Genomic DNA, 15,101 nt, shown 5'->3' with positions numbered 1-15,101 from the left:
TTCAGGCGGTCGCGTCGAGCGAGGCGATGACCTTCGTCGGCCGGATCCGGACGACCAGCTCGCCGGGCACCCCGTTGCGCCTGCCGAACTCCTCGGCCCGGTCCGCGCCCATGTACCGGCCGCCGAGCGCGGTCGCGGTGCGCAGCAGCTCGGCGGGATCGTCGCTGGTCTCGGCGACGCCCTGGACCTGCACGAACGCGTACGGCGGGGCGGAGAGGTCGGCGCTGAGCACCACCCGGGGATCGCGGGCGATGGCCCGGCCCTTCGCGGTGCCGGCGCCGGTGTTGAACACGATCCGGCCGTCCTCGACCAGGAACCAGACCGGGGCGACGAGCGGCCTGCCGTCCCGCGCGGTCCAGCCGAGCATGCCGGTCCGGGTGCCCGCGTTGAGGAACTCGACGATCTCGGGGGTCAGCGTGCTGTCACTCATCGCGTGAGGTTAACCCCGCCGGTCCGGCCGCCCGGCTGACCAGCTGCTCGTAGACGGCCGGGCGGTCGGCGTCGATCACCGGGTGGCCGCGGCCGAAGCCGCCGTTGCACCAGCGCACGTCGATGCCGGGATTGGCGATGTTGGTCCCGTCGTGCAGGAACAGGTGCGGGCTGCACAGCACCCGGCCGTCGCGGGCGGTGTCGAACTGGTCCGTCACCGCGGCCCGCGCCGTGCCGGCGTCGAGCGCCAGCGCCAGCGCGGGCACGTCGACCGCGCCGGTCTCCGCGGCGACGTCGAGCACCACGTGCCGCATCGAGATGCACCGGCCGTAGCGCCAGAACGCCCGGCGCAGCGCCCGGTCGAGCTGCTCGCTGGCCGCCCAGCCCTGGGCCTTGGCCGCGTGCACCGCCTCCAGCGGCAGCAGGGTGGTCACCGGGTAGGTCCAGTCCGGGCCCTGCCAGAGCTGCCAGCCGGCGCCCGGTTCGACGGCGCCGAGCACCGAGATCTCCGAGTCCACCCCGGGGCGCGGGTTGACCTCCCGGTTGAACAGCTCCAGCGGGAACGCCCGGATGTCGAACCGGACCACGCCGTCCAGCCGGAGCCGGGTCCGGGTGGTGTGCAGCCGGTGCACCGCGACGTGCGCGAACGAGCAGTTCAGGTCGGCGTAGACGACGATCGTGCCGGGCCGGGCGGGCAGCCGGGGATCGCCGGGCGGGGGAGCGGGTACCGATCCGGTCACCGGCGCCCCGCGGCCCGGTGGACGGGACGGGTGCCGTGCGCGAACGTCGCGACGGTCCGGCCGCGCGAGGCGACCGTGCCCTGCCAGCTGTAGCTCTGCCCGGTGCCGTCGCGGCCGGTCAGCGCGGTGCGGCCGAACCGGAGCGAGATCCGGTCGCCGGCCCGCACCGGCACCGGATCGGCGATCGGCAGGAAGCAGTGTTTCCAGCTGTCCGAGGTGGTGCGCCGGGCGATGTCGTCGCCGGAGATGTCCAGCCCGACGGCGGGGGACAGCTGGGCGGCGAACCAGCCCTTGAACCCGGTCAGCGTGCCGTCCCGGGTCGCCCGGAAGCAGAGCGCCACCGAGTACTCGGCCGCCGTGGCCGCGTTCTCCAGGTCGTGCTCGCGGGCGGTCTGCGGGACGGCGAGATGGCAGCTCCACGGCACGATCGCGTCGTAGTAGAGGTCGAACGGGCCGAGCGCGCCGGTGCCGGCGAGGATCTCGGCGAACCGGCTCCGGGAGATCGCGTCGGCCGGCGCCCCGCGGCCGATCTGGTGGTGCGCGTACCCGGCGTCCACCGGCACCAGGTGGGTGCCCGAGCGGATCGGCATCATCCGGCCGCCGGGCGCGAGGAACCGGCGCCGGGCGTCGGCGAGGATCGCGACGCAGTTCTCGTTGTCGGTGAGGTTCCCGAGGATCTCCGAGACGACGACGTCGACCCGCCGGGGCAGCTCGACGTCGAACGAGGTCCCGGGTACCGGCACGAAGCGGTCCGCGCCGAACCCGGCGGCGGCGAGCCGCCGGGTCGCCTCGGCCAGCACGCGCTCGTCGCGTTCCAGGCCGTGCACGGTGGCGGCGCCCGCCTCCAGCGCCCAGCGGGCCAGGACCCCGGTCCCGGTGCCCAGGTCGAGCACGGTGTCACCGGGCCGGACGGTGTCCAGGACGGCGGCCCGGAACGCGGTCATCCGCAGGACGTCGCCGAGCAGCAGCTCGTGGAAGCCGGCGTCCCACTCCAGCAGGCGTTCCGACGCGGGCAGCCACACCTGTTCGGGCCGGTACTCCCGGCCGGGCACCCCGCTCCGGTGGATGGTCAGCGGCCTGGTGGCCGGCCCGGTCACCGGGCGGCCGGTGGTGAGGTCGAACGTCGTGCGGTGCAGCGGGCAGGTCAGCCGCAGGTTCCGGGCGTCGAGATGGCCGTGCGAGAGCCGGCCGAGCCGGTGCGGGCACAGCGCGTCGACGATGATCTCCCGGCCGTCCACCCGGATCCGCAGCCGGTCGCCGGGCAGCTCCTCGATCGAGGGTTCCGGGATCACGACAGCGTCCGGGCCCGGTCGACGGCGGCCTCGAACGCGTCGTCGAGCAGCCCGGAGAGCAGCCGGGCGCCCACCCACAGCCGGGTGGCGTCGAGCCCACCGGCCTTCTCGACCTCGCGGATCGCGACCTGCAGCTCCTCGGTGTGGAAGGTGTCGATGTGCAGGTGCTCGGTGTAGTAGCGGCCGCCGGCGATGCGCAGCCGCGCGCACGCCCTGGCCTGGACCCGGAAGGCGTTCGGGATGCTCGACTCCAGGTAGGCCAGCGCGCCGAGGAAGTACTCGATCCGGGGGGCCCGCTGGCTGAGCCAGTAGAAGGCGTTCAGGAACCGGTAGGTCTCGTCGGCGGTGCCCGCCAGGTAGTGCTCCGGCTCGGTGGGGAGCCCGAGCTCGGCGAGCAGGTCGGCGTAGAGCATCGAGTGCGCCTGCATGATGTTGCCGCAGCCGAACTCGTCGATCAGCACCCGCATGAGGGCCATCTGGGCCCGGATCGGCAGCCGCGGGACGGCCGGGAAGAAGTTCTGCGCCTCGGTCAGCCCGTCCAGCGCGAACTCGCGCACGACGTGCGTGAACTGCGCCCGGGTCGCCTGCTCGGCGAGGTACCGGCCGGCGTCGCTGCCCGAGCGCTCCTCGTCGAGCAGGCCGTGCAGCAGGTCGATCCAGTCGCGCCGGGACCGGACCGGGCTGGTGGCCCTGGTCAGCCGCTCGACGTGCGGGACGATCCACCGCTGTTCGAGACGTTCGACGGCCGCGCAGTTCGCCGCCGTCGGGAGCGAGCGGTTCAGCCGGAACAGCTGCTCCTGCGGGCGTTGCGGCGGGGCGGCGGTGGCGGCCGCCGGTTCGGACAGTGCACTCATGGACGTTTCTCCTCCGCCCGGGTCGGGATGGGGGCCCCGCCGGGGGAGGAGAGCACTCCCCGCCGGTGGAGCTCGATCTTGAGATGACGGACGAAGTCGGGGCCGTCGAGCCCGTACCGCCCGCGTGCCGCCCGCAGCCGCTCGGTGAGCGGTGGCGAGGCCGGGTCCCTGGCCAGTGCCGCGCACAGCTCGGGTTCGACGCCGGCCAGCGCGAGCGCGTAGCCGTCCACGCCGGTGTCCTCGCCGACCAGGTGTTCCAGGCCCTGGAGCACCGGCACCCCGGGGCGGGAGCCGACCAGCCGACGGGTGAACCCGGGATCGCCGGTGGAGTCCTTGATCCCGACGACGGTCGGGATCCGGGCGATCCGCCGCAGACACTCCAGGTCGGGCGTGGCGGGGGTGGCCCCCTGGCCGAGGTAGACCACGACCGGCATCTGCGCCCTGGCGAGCTGCGCGAAGTGCAGGTACGTGGCCTGCGGGGTGAGCCGGGCCCCGATCGGCGCGGCGACCGCGACCGCCCTGGCCCCGGCCCGGCGGGCGGTGCGGGCCCGGCTCAGCGCCTCGTCGGTGCTGGTCGCGAGCACGCCCGCGACCACCGGGAGGTCCCCGGCGTAGCGGACCGTGGCGGCCACCATGTCCCGCCACTGCCGCCGCCCCAGCAGTGCACCCTCGCCGGTGCTGAGGGTGGGCAGGACGGCGTTGACGTGCGGCCGGACGGTCGCCAGCAGCCGGGCGACGGAGTCGCCGCAGACGGCACCGCGCTCGGTGAACGGGGTGACGAGCGCGGCGACGACGCCGGTCAGCCAGCATTCCGGACGGAGGCAGCTCACAGGACCTCCCGGGGCAGGCGGACGGCGAGGGACTTCTGGTAGAGCTGCTCGAGCGGTTCCGGGAAGCACGGTTCCGGGCCGGTCACCGGCTCCGGCGGGTGCACCGGCAGGCAGGCCGGGCGGCGCCGCACCAGCCGGGGGCTCGCCGAGGTCAACCGGCCCTCCCGGCGCATGACCATCCCGAGCAGCAGCCGCTCGTGGGTCGGGAACCGCCGGCACAGCGGATTGGACAGGCCGCGCTGCACGTCGGCCTCGTCGTAGGCGGGCCGGTGGATGTCGACCACGGTGTGCAGGGTGTCCATGAACGGGTAGTAGGCGTCCTGCAGGTCACGGTCGAGCCGCCAGATCGTGTCGTCGCAGCGGCCGATCTGCTCCATGCTCATGATCAGCCGGTCGTCCACCCTGGCGGTGAAGAACGACTTGCAGGCGACGCGGAGCCGTTCGTCGGTGCTGTGCATCCCGAGGAACAGGGCGGCGTCGACGTAGTCGGGAATCGTCACGGCCGCAGGTCGTCCCGGTCGATGAGGTCGCGCAGCCGGGTCATCGCGGCGGCGAACGTCCGGGGGTCCCTGGCGAGTGCGATCCGGATGTGCGACTCGCCGCGGCCCGGATCGCTCCAGTGGAAGTGCCGCCCGGGCAGGACGTGCACGCCCCCGCGGGCGAGACGCCGTTGCAGCTCGCTCGCGGTCAGCACCGGATGCCGGACCCTGGTCCAGGCGACGCTGATGTCGGCGACCGGTTCGGACGGTTCGAGGAACGAGCCGTCGAGCGCCTTGCGGGCCTCGTCCCGGTTCGTGCCCACGACGCGGCGCACCGAATGCAGCCGTTCCGCCGTGGCGTCCTCGATGTAACGGGTGAGTATCCGCAGGGCGAATGGTGAGACATTCAGCAGGACGCTCGTGTTCATGGCGTGCAGCTCGGCCTGGATGTCGCGGCTCGCGGTGATCAGCGCCGCTTTCACGTCCTGCGCGGGCCAGATCTTCCCGGTGTCCTCGATGGCTATGTAGCGGATACCGGAGCGTTCCAGCATCTCGTAGACGTCGAACCGGTGCAGAATGGGATCGAACAGCGTGAACGCGGCGAAGCAGAAGTCCAGCACGAGCAGCGTGTCGTGGTCCCGGCAGAACCGGATGACCTCCTCGAACCCGCGCGTGCCGTGGGCGAGCAGGCTGGAGCCGGTGGGATTGTTCGGGTCGACCAGGAAGAGCGCGTCGGTGTGCACCCGGCGGCGCAGCGAGTCGTAGACGTGGTCGGCGTCGTGCAGCGCGGACTCCGCCAGCGGCCGCAGCGGCACGCCCTGGCCGGCCAGCACGTCGTGCAGGTTGTCGAAGCACGGTTCGATCAGGGTCGCGCTGAGCCGGTGCCTGCGCAGGTAGGAACCGACGACCATGGTGCCGACCGACGCCGCGTAGGTCAGCATCGACCGGTGCATCTCCCGCGCGGTGTGCTGGCCGTGCAGCCGGAAGAAGGCGTCGGTGAAGTCGCTCTCGCAGGTGGCCTGGAAGGCCGACTCGGCCTCGTACCAGATCTGCGGGAGATCGGAGACGATGAGCTCCTGGGACGTGGACTGGTACTGGTGGGTGTGCGCGTCGGCCAGGTTGAACCGGGTGCGCAGGGCGGCGATCTCGTGCTGGGTCAGGTCGACCGGAGGTGCGTCCGGTGCGGTGATCCGCAGCGGATCGGGAGGCGACGTCCGGTTCGCGTGCATGGCTGCTCCGTCGATGTCGGTGACCGGGCGCACCGGTTCGCGGCCCGGGTCCGGACACGGGCCGTTCGGTGTGCGGTGGTGAAGGGGGGTGAGGGCGTCGACGGGACGCGTCGTGCCGGACAGGTGGCCGGCCGGTCGGTGAGTCCGGCGTGCCGTCGGTCGGGAGTCGTCGCGTACTGCCCCGTCGAGATCGGTGTCCCGTCGGGCAGTGAACCGTCGAGGCACTGAGTCGCCGAGGGCTGAACCGTCGAGCGCTGGATCGTCGAGCGCTGGATCGTCGAGCACTGGATCGTCGAGCACTGAGTCGTCGAGCACTGCGAGTCGTCAAGCGCTGAATCGTCGTGCGCCGAGTTGTCGAGCACTGAGTCGTCGAACGCTGTGCGTCATCGAGCGCTGTGTGGCTCGTCGCGAATCCGACCGGTGAATGGGTGCCGGCTGAATGGTTGCCGACCGCCCGTGGTGCATTCCCTCCCCCCGAACGGACCGGAGTCCGCACGGTCGAGCGTGCCATAGGGTGCGTGAGCAGGCAAGTGATCAATTCAGTGGTCATGTCATCGGCAACGGAACGGAGGTATACCGGACGCCCGAATGCCGGAACGGATATCCGGGAACTTGTGAAACCGTGAGGTGAAATCCGTGGGTCGGATCGTGTGGCCCGCGATTCCGGCGGGCCGGGCGGGGGGTCGGGTGTGCCGGATGGGTGGTGTCCCGGCCGGGCTGCCCGGCAGCTGTGCCGGCCGGGCTGCCCGGCAGCTGTGCCGGGCGGGCCTGTCCGGGAGGCGTGCCCGGTGGGCATGCCCGGGGCGGTGCCCTCTGTGGGACCTGCTCGAGGTGTGCCCGGTGTGCCTGCCCGGGGAGGTGCCCCGGTGGGACCCGCTCCAGGTGTGCCCGGTGGGCCCGCCCGGCACACCGCTCGAGGCGTGGCCGGTGGGCCCTGCTTCGGGAGGTGTGGCGGGCGGATCGGGCCGGGAGGTGTGCCGGGTGGCCCGTCCGGGGCCGGTACGGGCGGGCCACCCGGGCCCGCCGGCCGGAGCGGGTCCGGGTCGCGGCGGGCCCGTTGCGGCGGAGCGGTCGTGCGGTGTGGGGTGTGCCGGGGACCCGGCTGCGGCACCGCCGCGGGGGCCGGTGGGTGGTGCCGGCGCGGTCGCGCGGGCCGGGCCGGTGGTGGCGTCGCACCGGGCCGGGGTGGCGCCGTAGCGCGGTGCCGGGCCCGCGCAGGTGGCGTCGCGCGGTGCGGAGCCGTCGGGACGGCGCTGCGTGGTGCCGGGCCCGTGACGTCCGCCGCGGCGCGCGGCCGGGCCGGGCCGTGGTGTGGGCGGTGGCGGCATCGCGTGGCCGCGCTCCCTGCACCTCGGCCGGCTAGTCCCCGGACTCGGTCGGCAGTCCCGCGTCCATCCAGTCGTCCTTGCCCTCGTCGTAGTCGAGGACGTTGGTGTAGCCCATGCCGCTGAGCCGGCGCGCGACCGTCGCGGAGTTGCGGCAGCCGGAGTTCGCGCAGTAGACGACGATCTCGGCGGCCCGGTTCGGCAGGAGCCGCGGTGCGAGGGTCTCGACCTCGTCCACCGGCAGGTTCAGCGCCCCCGGCAGGTGCGCCTTCCGGAAGTACTCCGGGGGGAGTGCCTCCACCAGGATCGCCCGCCCCGCGTCGATCCTGCTCCTGACCTCGTCCCGACGGACCAGACGGATCATCTGTTCCCCTCCCCGGTTGTATGTGCGGCCGCACGCACTCTATGGACGCGTGCGCACGCACGCAAGGGGCTAGTCTCGCCGGCATGGCCGAGGAGGTGGGGATCGCGGCGTGGCGGGCGGTGCTGCTGGCGCACAGCGCCGCGGTGCGGGCGATCGAGCGCGACGTGCAGCGGCACGGGCAGGTGTCACTCAGCTGGTACGACGTGCTGCTGGAGCTGCGCCACTCCGACGGCGGCCTGCGGATGCAGGACCTGTCCGAGCGGGTGGTGCTCAGCCGGACCCGGGTGAGCCGGTTGGTCGAGGAGATGGTCCGGGCGGGCCTGGTCCGGCGCAGGCCGGATCCCGACGACGGGCGGGTGAGCTGGGCGGTGATCACCGAAACGGGCCGCTCGGCCCTGCGCGCGACGGCGCCGGTGTACCTGGACAGCATCCGCACCCACTTCGTCGCGCGGCTCGAGGACGGTGAGGCCGAGGTGCTCCGCCGGGCCCTGATGCGGGTGGCCGGGCGCCCGGCCGACGAGCCGCTGCCGGGCGCGGCGCCGCGATGAGCACCCGGGACGGCGCGCCGGCGCTGCGGGCGGGGACGGTGCTGGGGCGGCAGGTGGACGGCGTGTCCTGCGGCCCGTCGGTGCTGGTGGTGACGGCCGCGCTGACCGGCGCCGGCTGGCCCGGTGCGGTCGGCGCCCGGTTCGGGGCGGCCCAGCGGCTGGCGCACCGGCAGGCCAACCGGCTGTGGCCGCGGGCGCTGGGCACCACGCCCTGGGGCATGCGGGCGTGGCTGCACCGGCACGCGCCCGCCGCGGGCCGGTTCCGGGTCCGCCCGGCCACCCGGGCGGTGCTGGGCCGGGTCGCCGCCGCCGGTCACCCGGTGCCGGTGCTGGTCGGATCCCGGTGGCTGCCGCGGCACTGGGTGCTGGTGGTCGGTGCCGGTGCGGACGGCCGGTGGCGGACCTACGAGCCGTCCTCCGGGCAGGTGCGCACGGTCGATCCGGAGTCGTTCCGGGACGGCTCGGCGGCGCGCTCGACCGGGTGGCCGCGGGCCTGGGCGGTACTCCTGCCGGCCTAGCGTCGTAACGCGGCGTGCTCCGGCGGTGATCCGGACGTAACGGGAACGGGTGAGGGTTCGGGGCATGTCGGACCCCCGCTCCCTGTTCTCCGCACTCGGCCGTCGTGACCTGTTCCGGGCGGCCGCCGCCGTCACCGCCACCGGGGGGCTGCTCGGCTGCTCGGGCGCCGGGGCGGTGCTGCCCGCGGCGGCGCAGGGGGTGCTGCCGGACGGTCCGCTGCAGCCGGGCCAGGGCGACATCCCCGGCGACCACTACCTGGGCTCCGAGCCGGACGCCGTCCGCTGGGGCTACGTGCCCGCGATCGGTGCCGAGCCGGTGCTGACCGTCCGCTCGGGCCAGACGGTCACCATCGACACGGTCTCGCACGAGGGGATCCTGGAGGACCAGGGGCGCGACCCGGTCGCCTGGTTCGCCCGGCACGGCGTCGCCGCCGACGGGGTGCTGACCGACGCGGTCGCGATCGCCCGGGACTACCGCCGCACCCCGCGCGACTTCGACGCCGACGGGCCGCACGTCATCACCGGGCCGATCTTCGTCGAGGGTGCCCGGCCGGGCGACGTGCTGAAGATCGAGACGCTGTCCGCGGTGCCGCGGGTGCCCTACGGCGTGATCTCCAGCCGGCACGGCAAGGGGGCGCTGGCCCGCACCCGCGACGGCGGCGCCCCGGACGGCATCACGGTCGACGAGATCATGCCGCCGGTCGGCACCGACGGCAGGCCCACCGGCGACCCGCAGCAGCAGGGGAACGTCTCGCTGTTCACCGCCGTCCGGCCGGGCGCCGACGGCCTGCCGCAGGGCGTCCTGCCCTACGGCGACGGGCAGGAGGTGGCGTTCGGGCTGCGCCCGTTCATGGGCACGATGGGCGTCGCGCACGCGGCGGCGGGCAGCGAGAACGCCCCGGAGCTCAACTCGATCCCGCCGACGCTGGGCGGTGGCAACATCGACATCCGGCTGCTCGGCCCGGACTCGGCGTTCTACCTGCCGGTCCGGTCCGAGGGTGCGCTGTTCTACGTGGGCGACCCGCACCTGGCGATGGGCGACGGCGAGGTGGCGCTGACCGCGCTGGAGGGCTCGTTGCGCGCCACCTTCCGGCTGACCGTGTGCCGGCCGGGGGAGGGGACCGCGCCGTCGCCCGCGTTCGGCTACCCGTTCGGCGAGACGCCCGACGCCTGGGTGCCGATCGGGCTGTCCGACCCGGACGGGGTGATCGGCGGCCAGGAGACCGACCTGGGCGTGGCGATGCGCCGGGCCGTGGTGAACGCGCTGGACTTCCTGGAGGCCGACCGGGGGATGGACCGGGCGACCGCCTACGCCTACCTGTCGGCGGCCGCGGACTTCTCGGTGTCCCAGGTGGTCGACCGGACCGTCGGCATCCACGGCGTCATCCCGAAGGCGCACTTCCCGACCTGAACCGCCGAACCCGGGCCGGAATCCTGTCGGTGCCGACTCGTAGACTTGACATGTGACCGAGACCCTGCCAGCGCGTACTGCCGAACTGCCCGCCAAGTGGACCCCCGGCGAGGTAGAGGGCGACATGTACCGCCGCTGGGTCGAGCGCGGTTATTTCCGGGCCGATCCGGCGTCGGGCAAGCCGGCGTTCAGCATCGTCATCCCGCCGCCGAACGTCACCGGCAGCCTGCACCTGGGCCACGCGATGGACCACACGCTGATCGACGTGCTGACCCGGCGCCGCCGGATGCAGGGCTACGACGCGCTGTGGCTGCCCGGCATGGACCACGCGGGCATCGCGACCCAGTCGGTCGTCGAGCGGCGGATGGCCGCCGCGGGCGAGCCGGACCGGCACGCGATCGGCCGGGAGGCGTTCGTCGAGAAGGTCTGGGAGTGGAAGGCCGAGTCCGGCGGCTCGATCCTGGGCCAGATGGAGCGCCTGGGCGACGGCGTCGACTGGTCCCGCGAGCGCTTCACGCTCGACGAGGGTCTGTCCCGCGCGGTCGCCACCGTGTTCAAGAAGATGTTCGACGACGGCCTGATCTACCGGGCGGAGCGGCTGGTCAACTGGTCCCCGGCGCTGCGCTCGGCGATCTCCGACATCGAGGTCGACCACGCCGAGGTCGAGGGCGAGCTGGTCTCGATGCGCTACGGCGACGGCGACGCCTCGGTCGTCGTCGCGACCACCCGGATCGAGACGATGCTGGGTGACACCGCGGTCGCCGTGCACCCCGGCGACGAGCGCTACCGGCACCTGGTCGGCACCGAGATCGAGATGCCGATCACCGGCCGGCGGATCCCGGTGGTCGCCGACGACTACGTCGATCCCGGGTTCGGCTCCGGCGCCGTCAAGATCACCCCGGCGCACGACCCGAACGACTTCGAGGTCGGCCGCCGGCACGACCTGCCGATGCCGACGATCATGGACGAGACCGGCACGATCGCCGGGACCGGCACCCGGTTCGACGGGATGGACCGGTTCGAGGCGCGCGCCGCGATCCGCGAGGAGCTGCGCGCGCAGGGGCGCATCGTCGCCGAGAAGCGCCCCTACCTGCACTCGGTCGGGCACTGCTCGCGCACCGGCGTGCCGATCGAGCCGCGGCTGAGCCTGCAGTGGTTCGTGAAGGTCGAGCCACTGGCCCGCGCCGCGGGCGACGCCGTCCGCTCCGGGGCGACCACGCTGCACCCGAAGGAGCAGGAGCGCCGCTTCTTCGACTGGGTCGACAACATGCACGACTGGACGATCAGCCGTCAGCTGTGGTGGGGGCACCGGATCCCGGTCTGGTACGGCCCGGCCGGCGAGGTCGTGTGCGTCGGGCCGGATGAGCAGCCGCCCTCCGGCGAGGGCTGGCGGCAGGACTCCGACGTCCTGGACACCTGGTTCTCCTCCGGGCTGTGGCCGTTCTCGACGCTCGGCTGGCCGGACGAGACGCCCGACCTGGCCGCGTACTACCCGAACTCGGTGCTGGTCACCGGCTACGACATCCTGTTCTTCTGGGTCGTCCGGATGATGATGTTCGGGACGTACGCGATGGGGGAGACCCCGTTCCGGGACGTCTACCTGCACGGCCTGATCCGCGACGAGCACGGCAAGAAGATGTCGAAGTCCAAGGGCAACGTCATCGACCCGCTCGCGCTGATCGACGGCTACGGCGCCGACGCGCTGCGCTTCACCATCGCCCGCGGCTCCAACCCGGGCACCGACATGTCGCTGTCGGAGGAGTGGGTCGCCGGGTCCCGGAACTTCACCACGAAGCTGTGGAACATCACCCGGTTCGCGCTCGCGAAGGGGGTCACGGCCGCCGACGCCGCGGACCTGCCCGCGGAGGCCGACCGGACCGACGCCGACCGCTGGATCCTCGGCCGGCTCGCCGAGGTGCGGGAGCAGACCGACGAGCTGCTCGACGCCTACCAGTTCGCGAAGGCGACCGAGGGGCTCTACCACTTCGCGTGGGACGAGCTGGCCGACTGGTACGTCGAGCTGTGCAAGACCCAGCTCGACGACCCGGCGACCGAGCGCGGCACCCGGGCCGTCCTGCGGCACGTGCTCGACGCGCTGCTGCGCATGCTGCACCCGATCGCGCCGTTCGTCACCGAGGCGCTGTGGACCGCACTGACCGGGCGGGAGACCGTCGTGACGGCGGCCTGGCCGACCGCCGCGGACACCGGCGCGCCGGTGGACCGGGCCGCCCACGCCCGGATCGCCGACGTGCAGAAGGTGATCACCGAGATCCGCCGCTTCCGGACCGAGCAGGGCCTGCCGGACCGTCGTTCGGTCGCGGCGCGGCTGGTCGGGCTGTCCGGCGCGGGGCTGGCCGCGCACGAGCGGGCGGTCCGGTTCCTGAACCGGCTCGACGCCGCCGGCCCGGAGTTCTCCGCGACCGCGACGTTCGAGGTCGCCACCTCCGGGGGCCCAGTCACCGTGGAGCTGGACACCTCGGGCGCGATCGACGTCGCCGCCGAGCGGTCCCGGCTCGGGAAGGACCTGGCCGTCGCCGAGAAGGAGCGCGACCAGGCGGAGAAGAAGCTGAACAACCCGAAGTTCACCGAGAAGGCCCCGGCCGAGGTGGTCGACGGGATCCGCGAGCGGCACGCGACGGCGCTGGCGGACATCGAGCGGATCGCGGCGCGGCTGGCCGCGCTGCCGGAGGTCTGAGCGGCGTGGCACCCCGGGACGACCGGTACACCTACGACCAGTTCGACGAGGAGGACTCGCCGACCTACGGCGGGGACCGCTGGGCCGAGGGCGGCTTCGGCCGCGACGACGAGGACCCCGACGGCGGATCGGCCGACGGCGCCGAGGGCGCTGACGGCCCCGGCAGCGACGGCGGCGCCGGCGGTACGGCCACCGCCGAGTCCGATGACGAGGCAGATGACGGGGACGGGGACCGGGCCGACGCGGCCACCCGCGCCGACGCCGCGGAGGCACCGGAGAAGGACGCCCAGGAGGCCGTGATCGCGGCCGTCCTGGAGCGGATCCGCGGCGGCGAGGACCCGGACGTGGTGCCCGCCCAGTCCACCGTCACCGGTTTCGCCGAGTTCCTCGCGGTCGACGCCGCGCTGGACCGGCGCTGGCCGGAGTCGGTCATGGAGCCGTCGCTGGACCGGATGCAGGCGCTCTGCGACGCGCTCGGCGAGCCGCAGCGCGGCTACCCGGTGGTGCACCTGACCGGCACGAACGGCAAGACCTCGACGTCGCGGATGATCGACGCGCTGCTCACCGAGGTCGGCCTGCGGACCGGCCGCTACACCAGCCCGCACCTGCAGCGGGCCACCGAGCGGATCAACCTGGACAACCGGCCGATCAGCCCGGAGCGCTACGTCGCGGCCTACCGCGAGGTGGAGCCGGTGGTCGAACTGCTCGACGCGAAGCGCGGCGACGGGCCGCAGCTGAGCAAGTTCGAGGTGCTCACCGCGATGGCGTTCGCGACGTTCTCCGACGCCCCGGTCGAGGCCGCCGTGATCGAGGTCGGGCTCGGCGGCCGCTGGGACGCCACCAACGTCGCCGACGCGCACGTCGCCGTCGTCCTGCCGGTCGGCGTCGACCACGCCGAGTACCTCGGCGACGACGTCGTCGCGATCGCCCGGGAGAAGTCCGGGATCATCAAGCCGGGCTCGGTCGCGGTGCTCGCGGCGCAGGACAAGCAGGTCGCCGAGGTGCTGATCGAGCGCTGCGCCGAGGTCGGCGCGCAGGTCGCCCGGGAGGGCGCCGAGTTCGGCGTCCGCGAGCGCGAGATCGCCGTCGGCGGGCAGCGCCTCGAGCTGCAGGGCCTGTCCGGCCGCTACGACGACGTGTTCCTCCCGCTGCACGGCGAGCACCAGGCGTCGAACGCGGCGATCGCGCTCGCCGCCGCCGAGGCGCTCGTCGGGGCGGGCACCGCGCAGCCGCTGGACCCGGACGCGGTCCGCGCCGCGTTCGCGTCGGTGCGCTCCCCGGGCCGGCTGGAGCCGGTGCAGGGCGGGCCGGACGTGCCGACCGTGCTGCTCGACGCCGCGCACAACCCGGCCGGCGCCGCCGCCCTGGCCACCGCGCTGACCTCGGAGTTCCGGTTCACCCGGCTGGTCGGGGTGATCGGCGTGCTGGAGGGCAAGGACGCGCGGGGCATCCTCGCCGGCCTCGAACCGGTGCTGCACGAGGTCGTGGTCACCGCGAACTCCTCGCCGCGCGCGATGGACCCGGACGAGCTGGGCGCGCTCGCCGCGGAGGTGTTCGGCGCCGACCGGGTCAGCGTGGAGCCGTCCCTGCAGCTGGCGATCGAGCAGGCGGGCGAGCTCGCCGAGGAGGCGGGCGGCTCGGGCGTCGGCGTCGTCGTCACCGGGTCGGTGGTGACGGCCGGCGAGGCCCGCGCCCTGTTCGGCAGGGAGCCGGAATGAGCGACATCCCGGGCGTCCCCGAGGGCGTGCGACCGCCGCCGACCGACCCGATGAAGGGCGCCCGCGGCGTGTTCGCGGCGACCCTGATCCTCGAGGCGATCGTGGTGCTGCTGGCGCTGCTGGTGCTGCCGCAGTTCGGCAGCGGCTCCACCGGGCTCGGCGTCGGCGTGATCATCGGCCTGGCCGCGGCGATGATCGTCACCAGCGGGCTGCAACGCCGCCCGTGGGGGCTGAACGCGGCGCTGGTGCTGCAGGTCCTGCTGGTGGTCGCGGCGTTCGTGTTCCTGCCGTCGCTGGCGATCGTCGCGTTCGCGTTCGTGATCGTCTGGGCGATCCTGGTGTGGATGCGGCGCGAGGTGGCCCGGCGGATGGCGGCCGGGATGCTCCCGTCGCAGCAGGAGGAGTAGCCCGCGATACCACTTCCGGCATCTTTGCCTGATGGCCATGACGCTGCGGCTGAGTGAGTCGGGGACCGAGGCACTGCGCGGCCGTGCGGCGGCCGAGGGCAGGTCGATGCAGGAGGTCGCCCGTGACGCCGTCCGCCAGTACGTGCAGCGGTACGAGCACACCGACGAGGTCGACCGCGCCGCCGCCTGGGTGACGACGAACTTCCGGGAGGCGCTCGACCGGCTCGGCAGGGCGTGACCCGCTACCTCGACCTGGCCGACG

15 protein-coding genes are annotated in these 15,101 nt (G+C 73.8%); 7 read left to right on the top strand and 8 right to left on the bottom strand.

The genetic code is table 11. The annotated features are described in order from the left end of the window. Position 1: 1 nt before the first annotated feature. From ABD160_RS09585 to ABD160_RS09550, 8 genes are all read right to left on the bottom strand, one after another. On the bottom strand, positions 2-430 hold the full coding sequence (locus ABD160_RS09585; RefSeq protein WP_344020587.1) for a PPOX class F420-dependent oxidoreductase: 429 nt from the start codon (positions 428-430) through the stop codon (positions 2-4). Then, on the bottom strand, positions 423-1,169 hold the full coding sequence (locus tag ABD160_RS09580; RefSeq protein ID WP_344020585.1) for a DsbA family oxidoreductase: 747 nt from the start codon (positions 1,167-1,169) through the stop codon (positions 423-425). The genes ABD160_RS09585 and ABD160_RS09580 overlap by 8 nt, the downstream gene beginning before the upstream one ends. Beyond that, positions 1,166-2,461, bottom strand: a complete 1,296-nt coding sequence (locus ABD160_RS09575; protein ID WP_344020583.1) for a methyltransferase domain-containing protein — start codon at positions 2,459-2,461, stop codon at positions 1,166-1,168. The genes ABD160_RS09580 and ABD160_RS09575 overlap by 4 nt, the downstream gene beginning before the upstream one ends. Further along, positions 2,458-3,315 carry an iron-containing redox enzyme family protein gene (locus ABD160_RS09570; protein ID WP_344020581.1) on the bottom strand — a complete coding sequence of 286 codons (858 nt, stop codon included), beginning with the start codon at positions 3,313-3,315 and terminating at the stop codon, positions 2,458-2,460. The genes ABD160_RS09575 and ABD160_RS09570 overlap by 4 nt, the downstream gene beginning before the upstream one ends. Continuing rightward, the gene (locus ABD160_RS09565) at positions 3,312-4,145 is read right to left on the bottom strand and encodes a dihydrodipicolinate synthase family protein (RefSeq protein ID WP_344020579.1); all 834 of its coding nucleotides are present in this window, start codon (positions 4,143-4,145) and stop codon (positions 3,312-3,314) included. Before ABD160_RS09565 ends, ABD160_RS09570 begins: the two co-directional genes overlap by 4 nt. Next, positions 4,142-4,645, bottom strand: coding sequence for a DUF6190 family protein (locus tag ABD160_RS09560; protein WP_344020577.1), 504 nt, complete (start codon positions 4,643-4,645; stop codon positions 4,142-4,144). The genes ABD160_RS09565 and ABD160_RS09560 overlap by 4 nt, the downstream gene beginning before the upstream one ends. Continuing rightward, the gene (locus ABD160_RS09555; protein WP_344020575.1) at positions 4,642-5,853 is read right to left on the bottom strand and encodes an aminotransferase class I/II-fold pyridoxal phosphate-dependent enzyme; all 1,212 of its coding nucleotides are present in this window, start codon (positions 5,851-5,853) and stop codon (positions 4,642-4,644) included. Before ABD160_RS09555 ends, ABD160_RS09560 begins: the two co-directional genes overlap by 4 nt. A gap of 1,359 nt (positions 5,854-7,212) precedes the next feature. Beyond that, positions 7,213-7,542, bottom strand: a complete 330-nt coding sequence (locus ABD160_RS09550) for a rhodanese-like domain-containing protein (RefSeq protein ID WP_344020573.1) — start codon at positions 7,540-7,542, stop codon at positions 7,213-7,215. 83 nt (positions 7,543-7,625) lie between these two features. Between ABD160_RS09550 and ABD160_RS09545 the strand changes: the two genes are divergently transcribed. From ABD160_RS09545 to ABD160_RS09515, 7 genes are all read left to right on the top strand, one after another. Then, entirely contained in the window at positions 7,626-8,090 is a 465-nt protein-coding gene (locus ABD160_RS09545) for a MarR family winged helix-turn-helix transcriptional regulator (protein WP_344020571.1), read from the top strand. Continuing rightward, on the top strand, positions 8,087-8,608 hold the full coding sequence (locus tag ABD160_RS09540; RefSeq protein ID WP_344020569.1) for a hypothetical protein: 522 nt from the start codon (positions 8,087-8,089) through the stop codon (positions 8,606-8,608). The genes ABD160_RS09545 and ABD160_RS09540 overlap by 4 nt, the downstream gene beginning before the upstream one ends. 64 nt (positions 8,609-8,672) lie before the next feature. Then, complete coding sequence (locus tag ABD160_RS09535; RefSeq protein ID WP_344020567.1) at positions 8,673-10,019, top strand: acetamidase/formamidase family protein; 1,347 nt, start codon at positions 8,673-8,675, stop codon at positions 10,017-10,019. A 52-nt stretch (positions 10,020-10,071) separates the two neighbouring features. After that, positions 10,072-12,714: a valine--tRNA ligase gene (locus ABD160_RS09530; protein WP_344020565.1), complete on the top strand. Its 2,643-nt coding sequence runs from the start codon at positions 10,072-10,074 to the stop codon at positions 12,712-12,714. Between the two features lie 5 nt (positions 12,715-12,719). Next, complete coding sequence (locus tag ABD160_RS09525) at positions 12,720-14,432, top strand: bifunctional folylpolyglutamate synthase/dihydrofolate synthase (RefSeq protein ID WP_425563594.1); 1,713 nt, start codon at positions 12,720-12,722, stop codon at positions 14,430-14,432. Continuing rightward, the gene (locus ABD160_RS09520) at positions 14,429-14,839 is read left to right on the top strand and encodes a DUF4233 domain-containing protein (RefSeq protein ID WP_344020563.1); all 411 of its coding nucleotides are present in this window, start codon (positions 14,429-14,431) and stop codon (positions 14,837-14,839) included. Before ABD160_RS09525 ends, ABD160_RS09520 begins: the two co-directional genes overlap by 4 nt. 31 nt (positions 14,840-14,870) lie before the next feature. Continuing rightward, entirely contained in the window at positions 14,871-15,077 is a 207-nt protein-coding gene (locus ABD160_RS09515; RefSeq protein WP_344020562.1) for a FitA-like ribbon-helix-helix domain-containing protein, read from the top strand. The last annotated feature ends 24 nt before the right edge of the window (positions 15,078-15,101 follow it).

The organism is Pseudonocardia kongjuensis (genome assembly GCF_039526905.1).
GTDB lineage: Bacteria > Actinomycetota > Actinomycetes > Mycobacteriales > Pseudonocardiaceae > Pseudonocardia > Pseudonocardia kongjuensis.
Note: the sequence above shows the minus strand (reverse complement) of the source record. Positions and strands in the feature narration are given on the sequence as shown.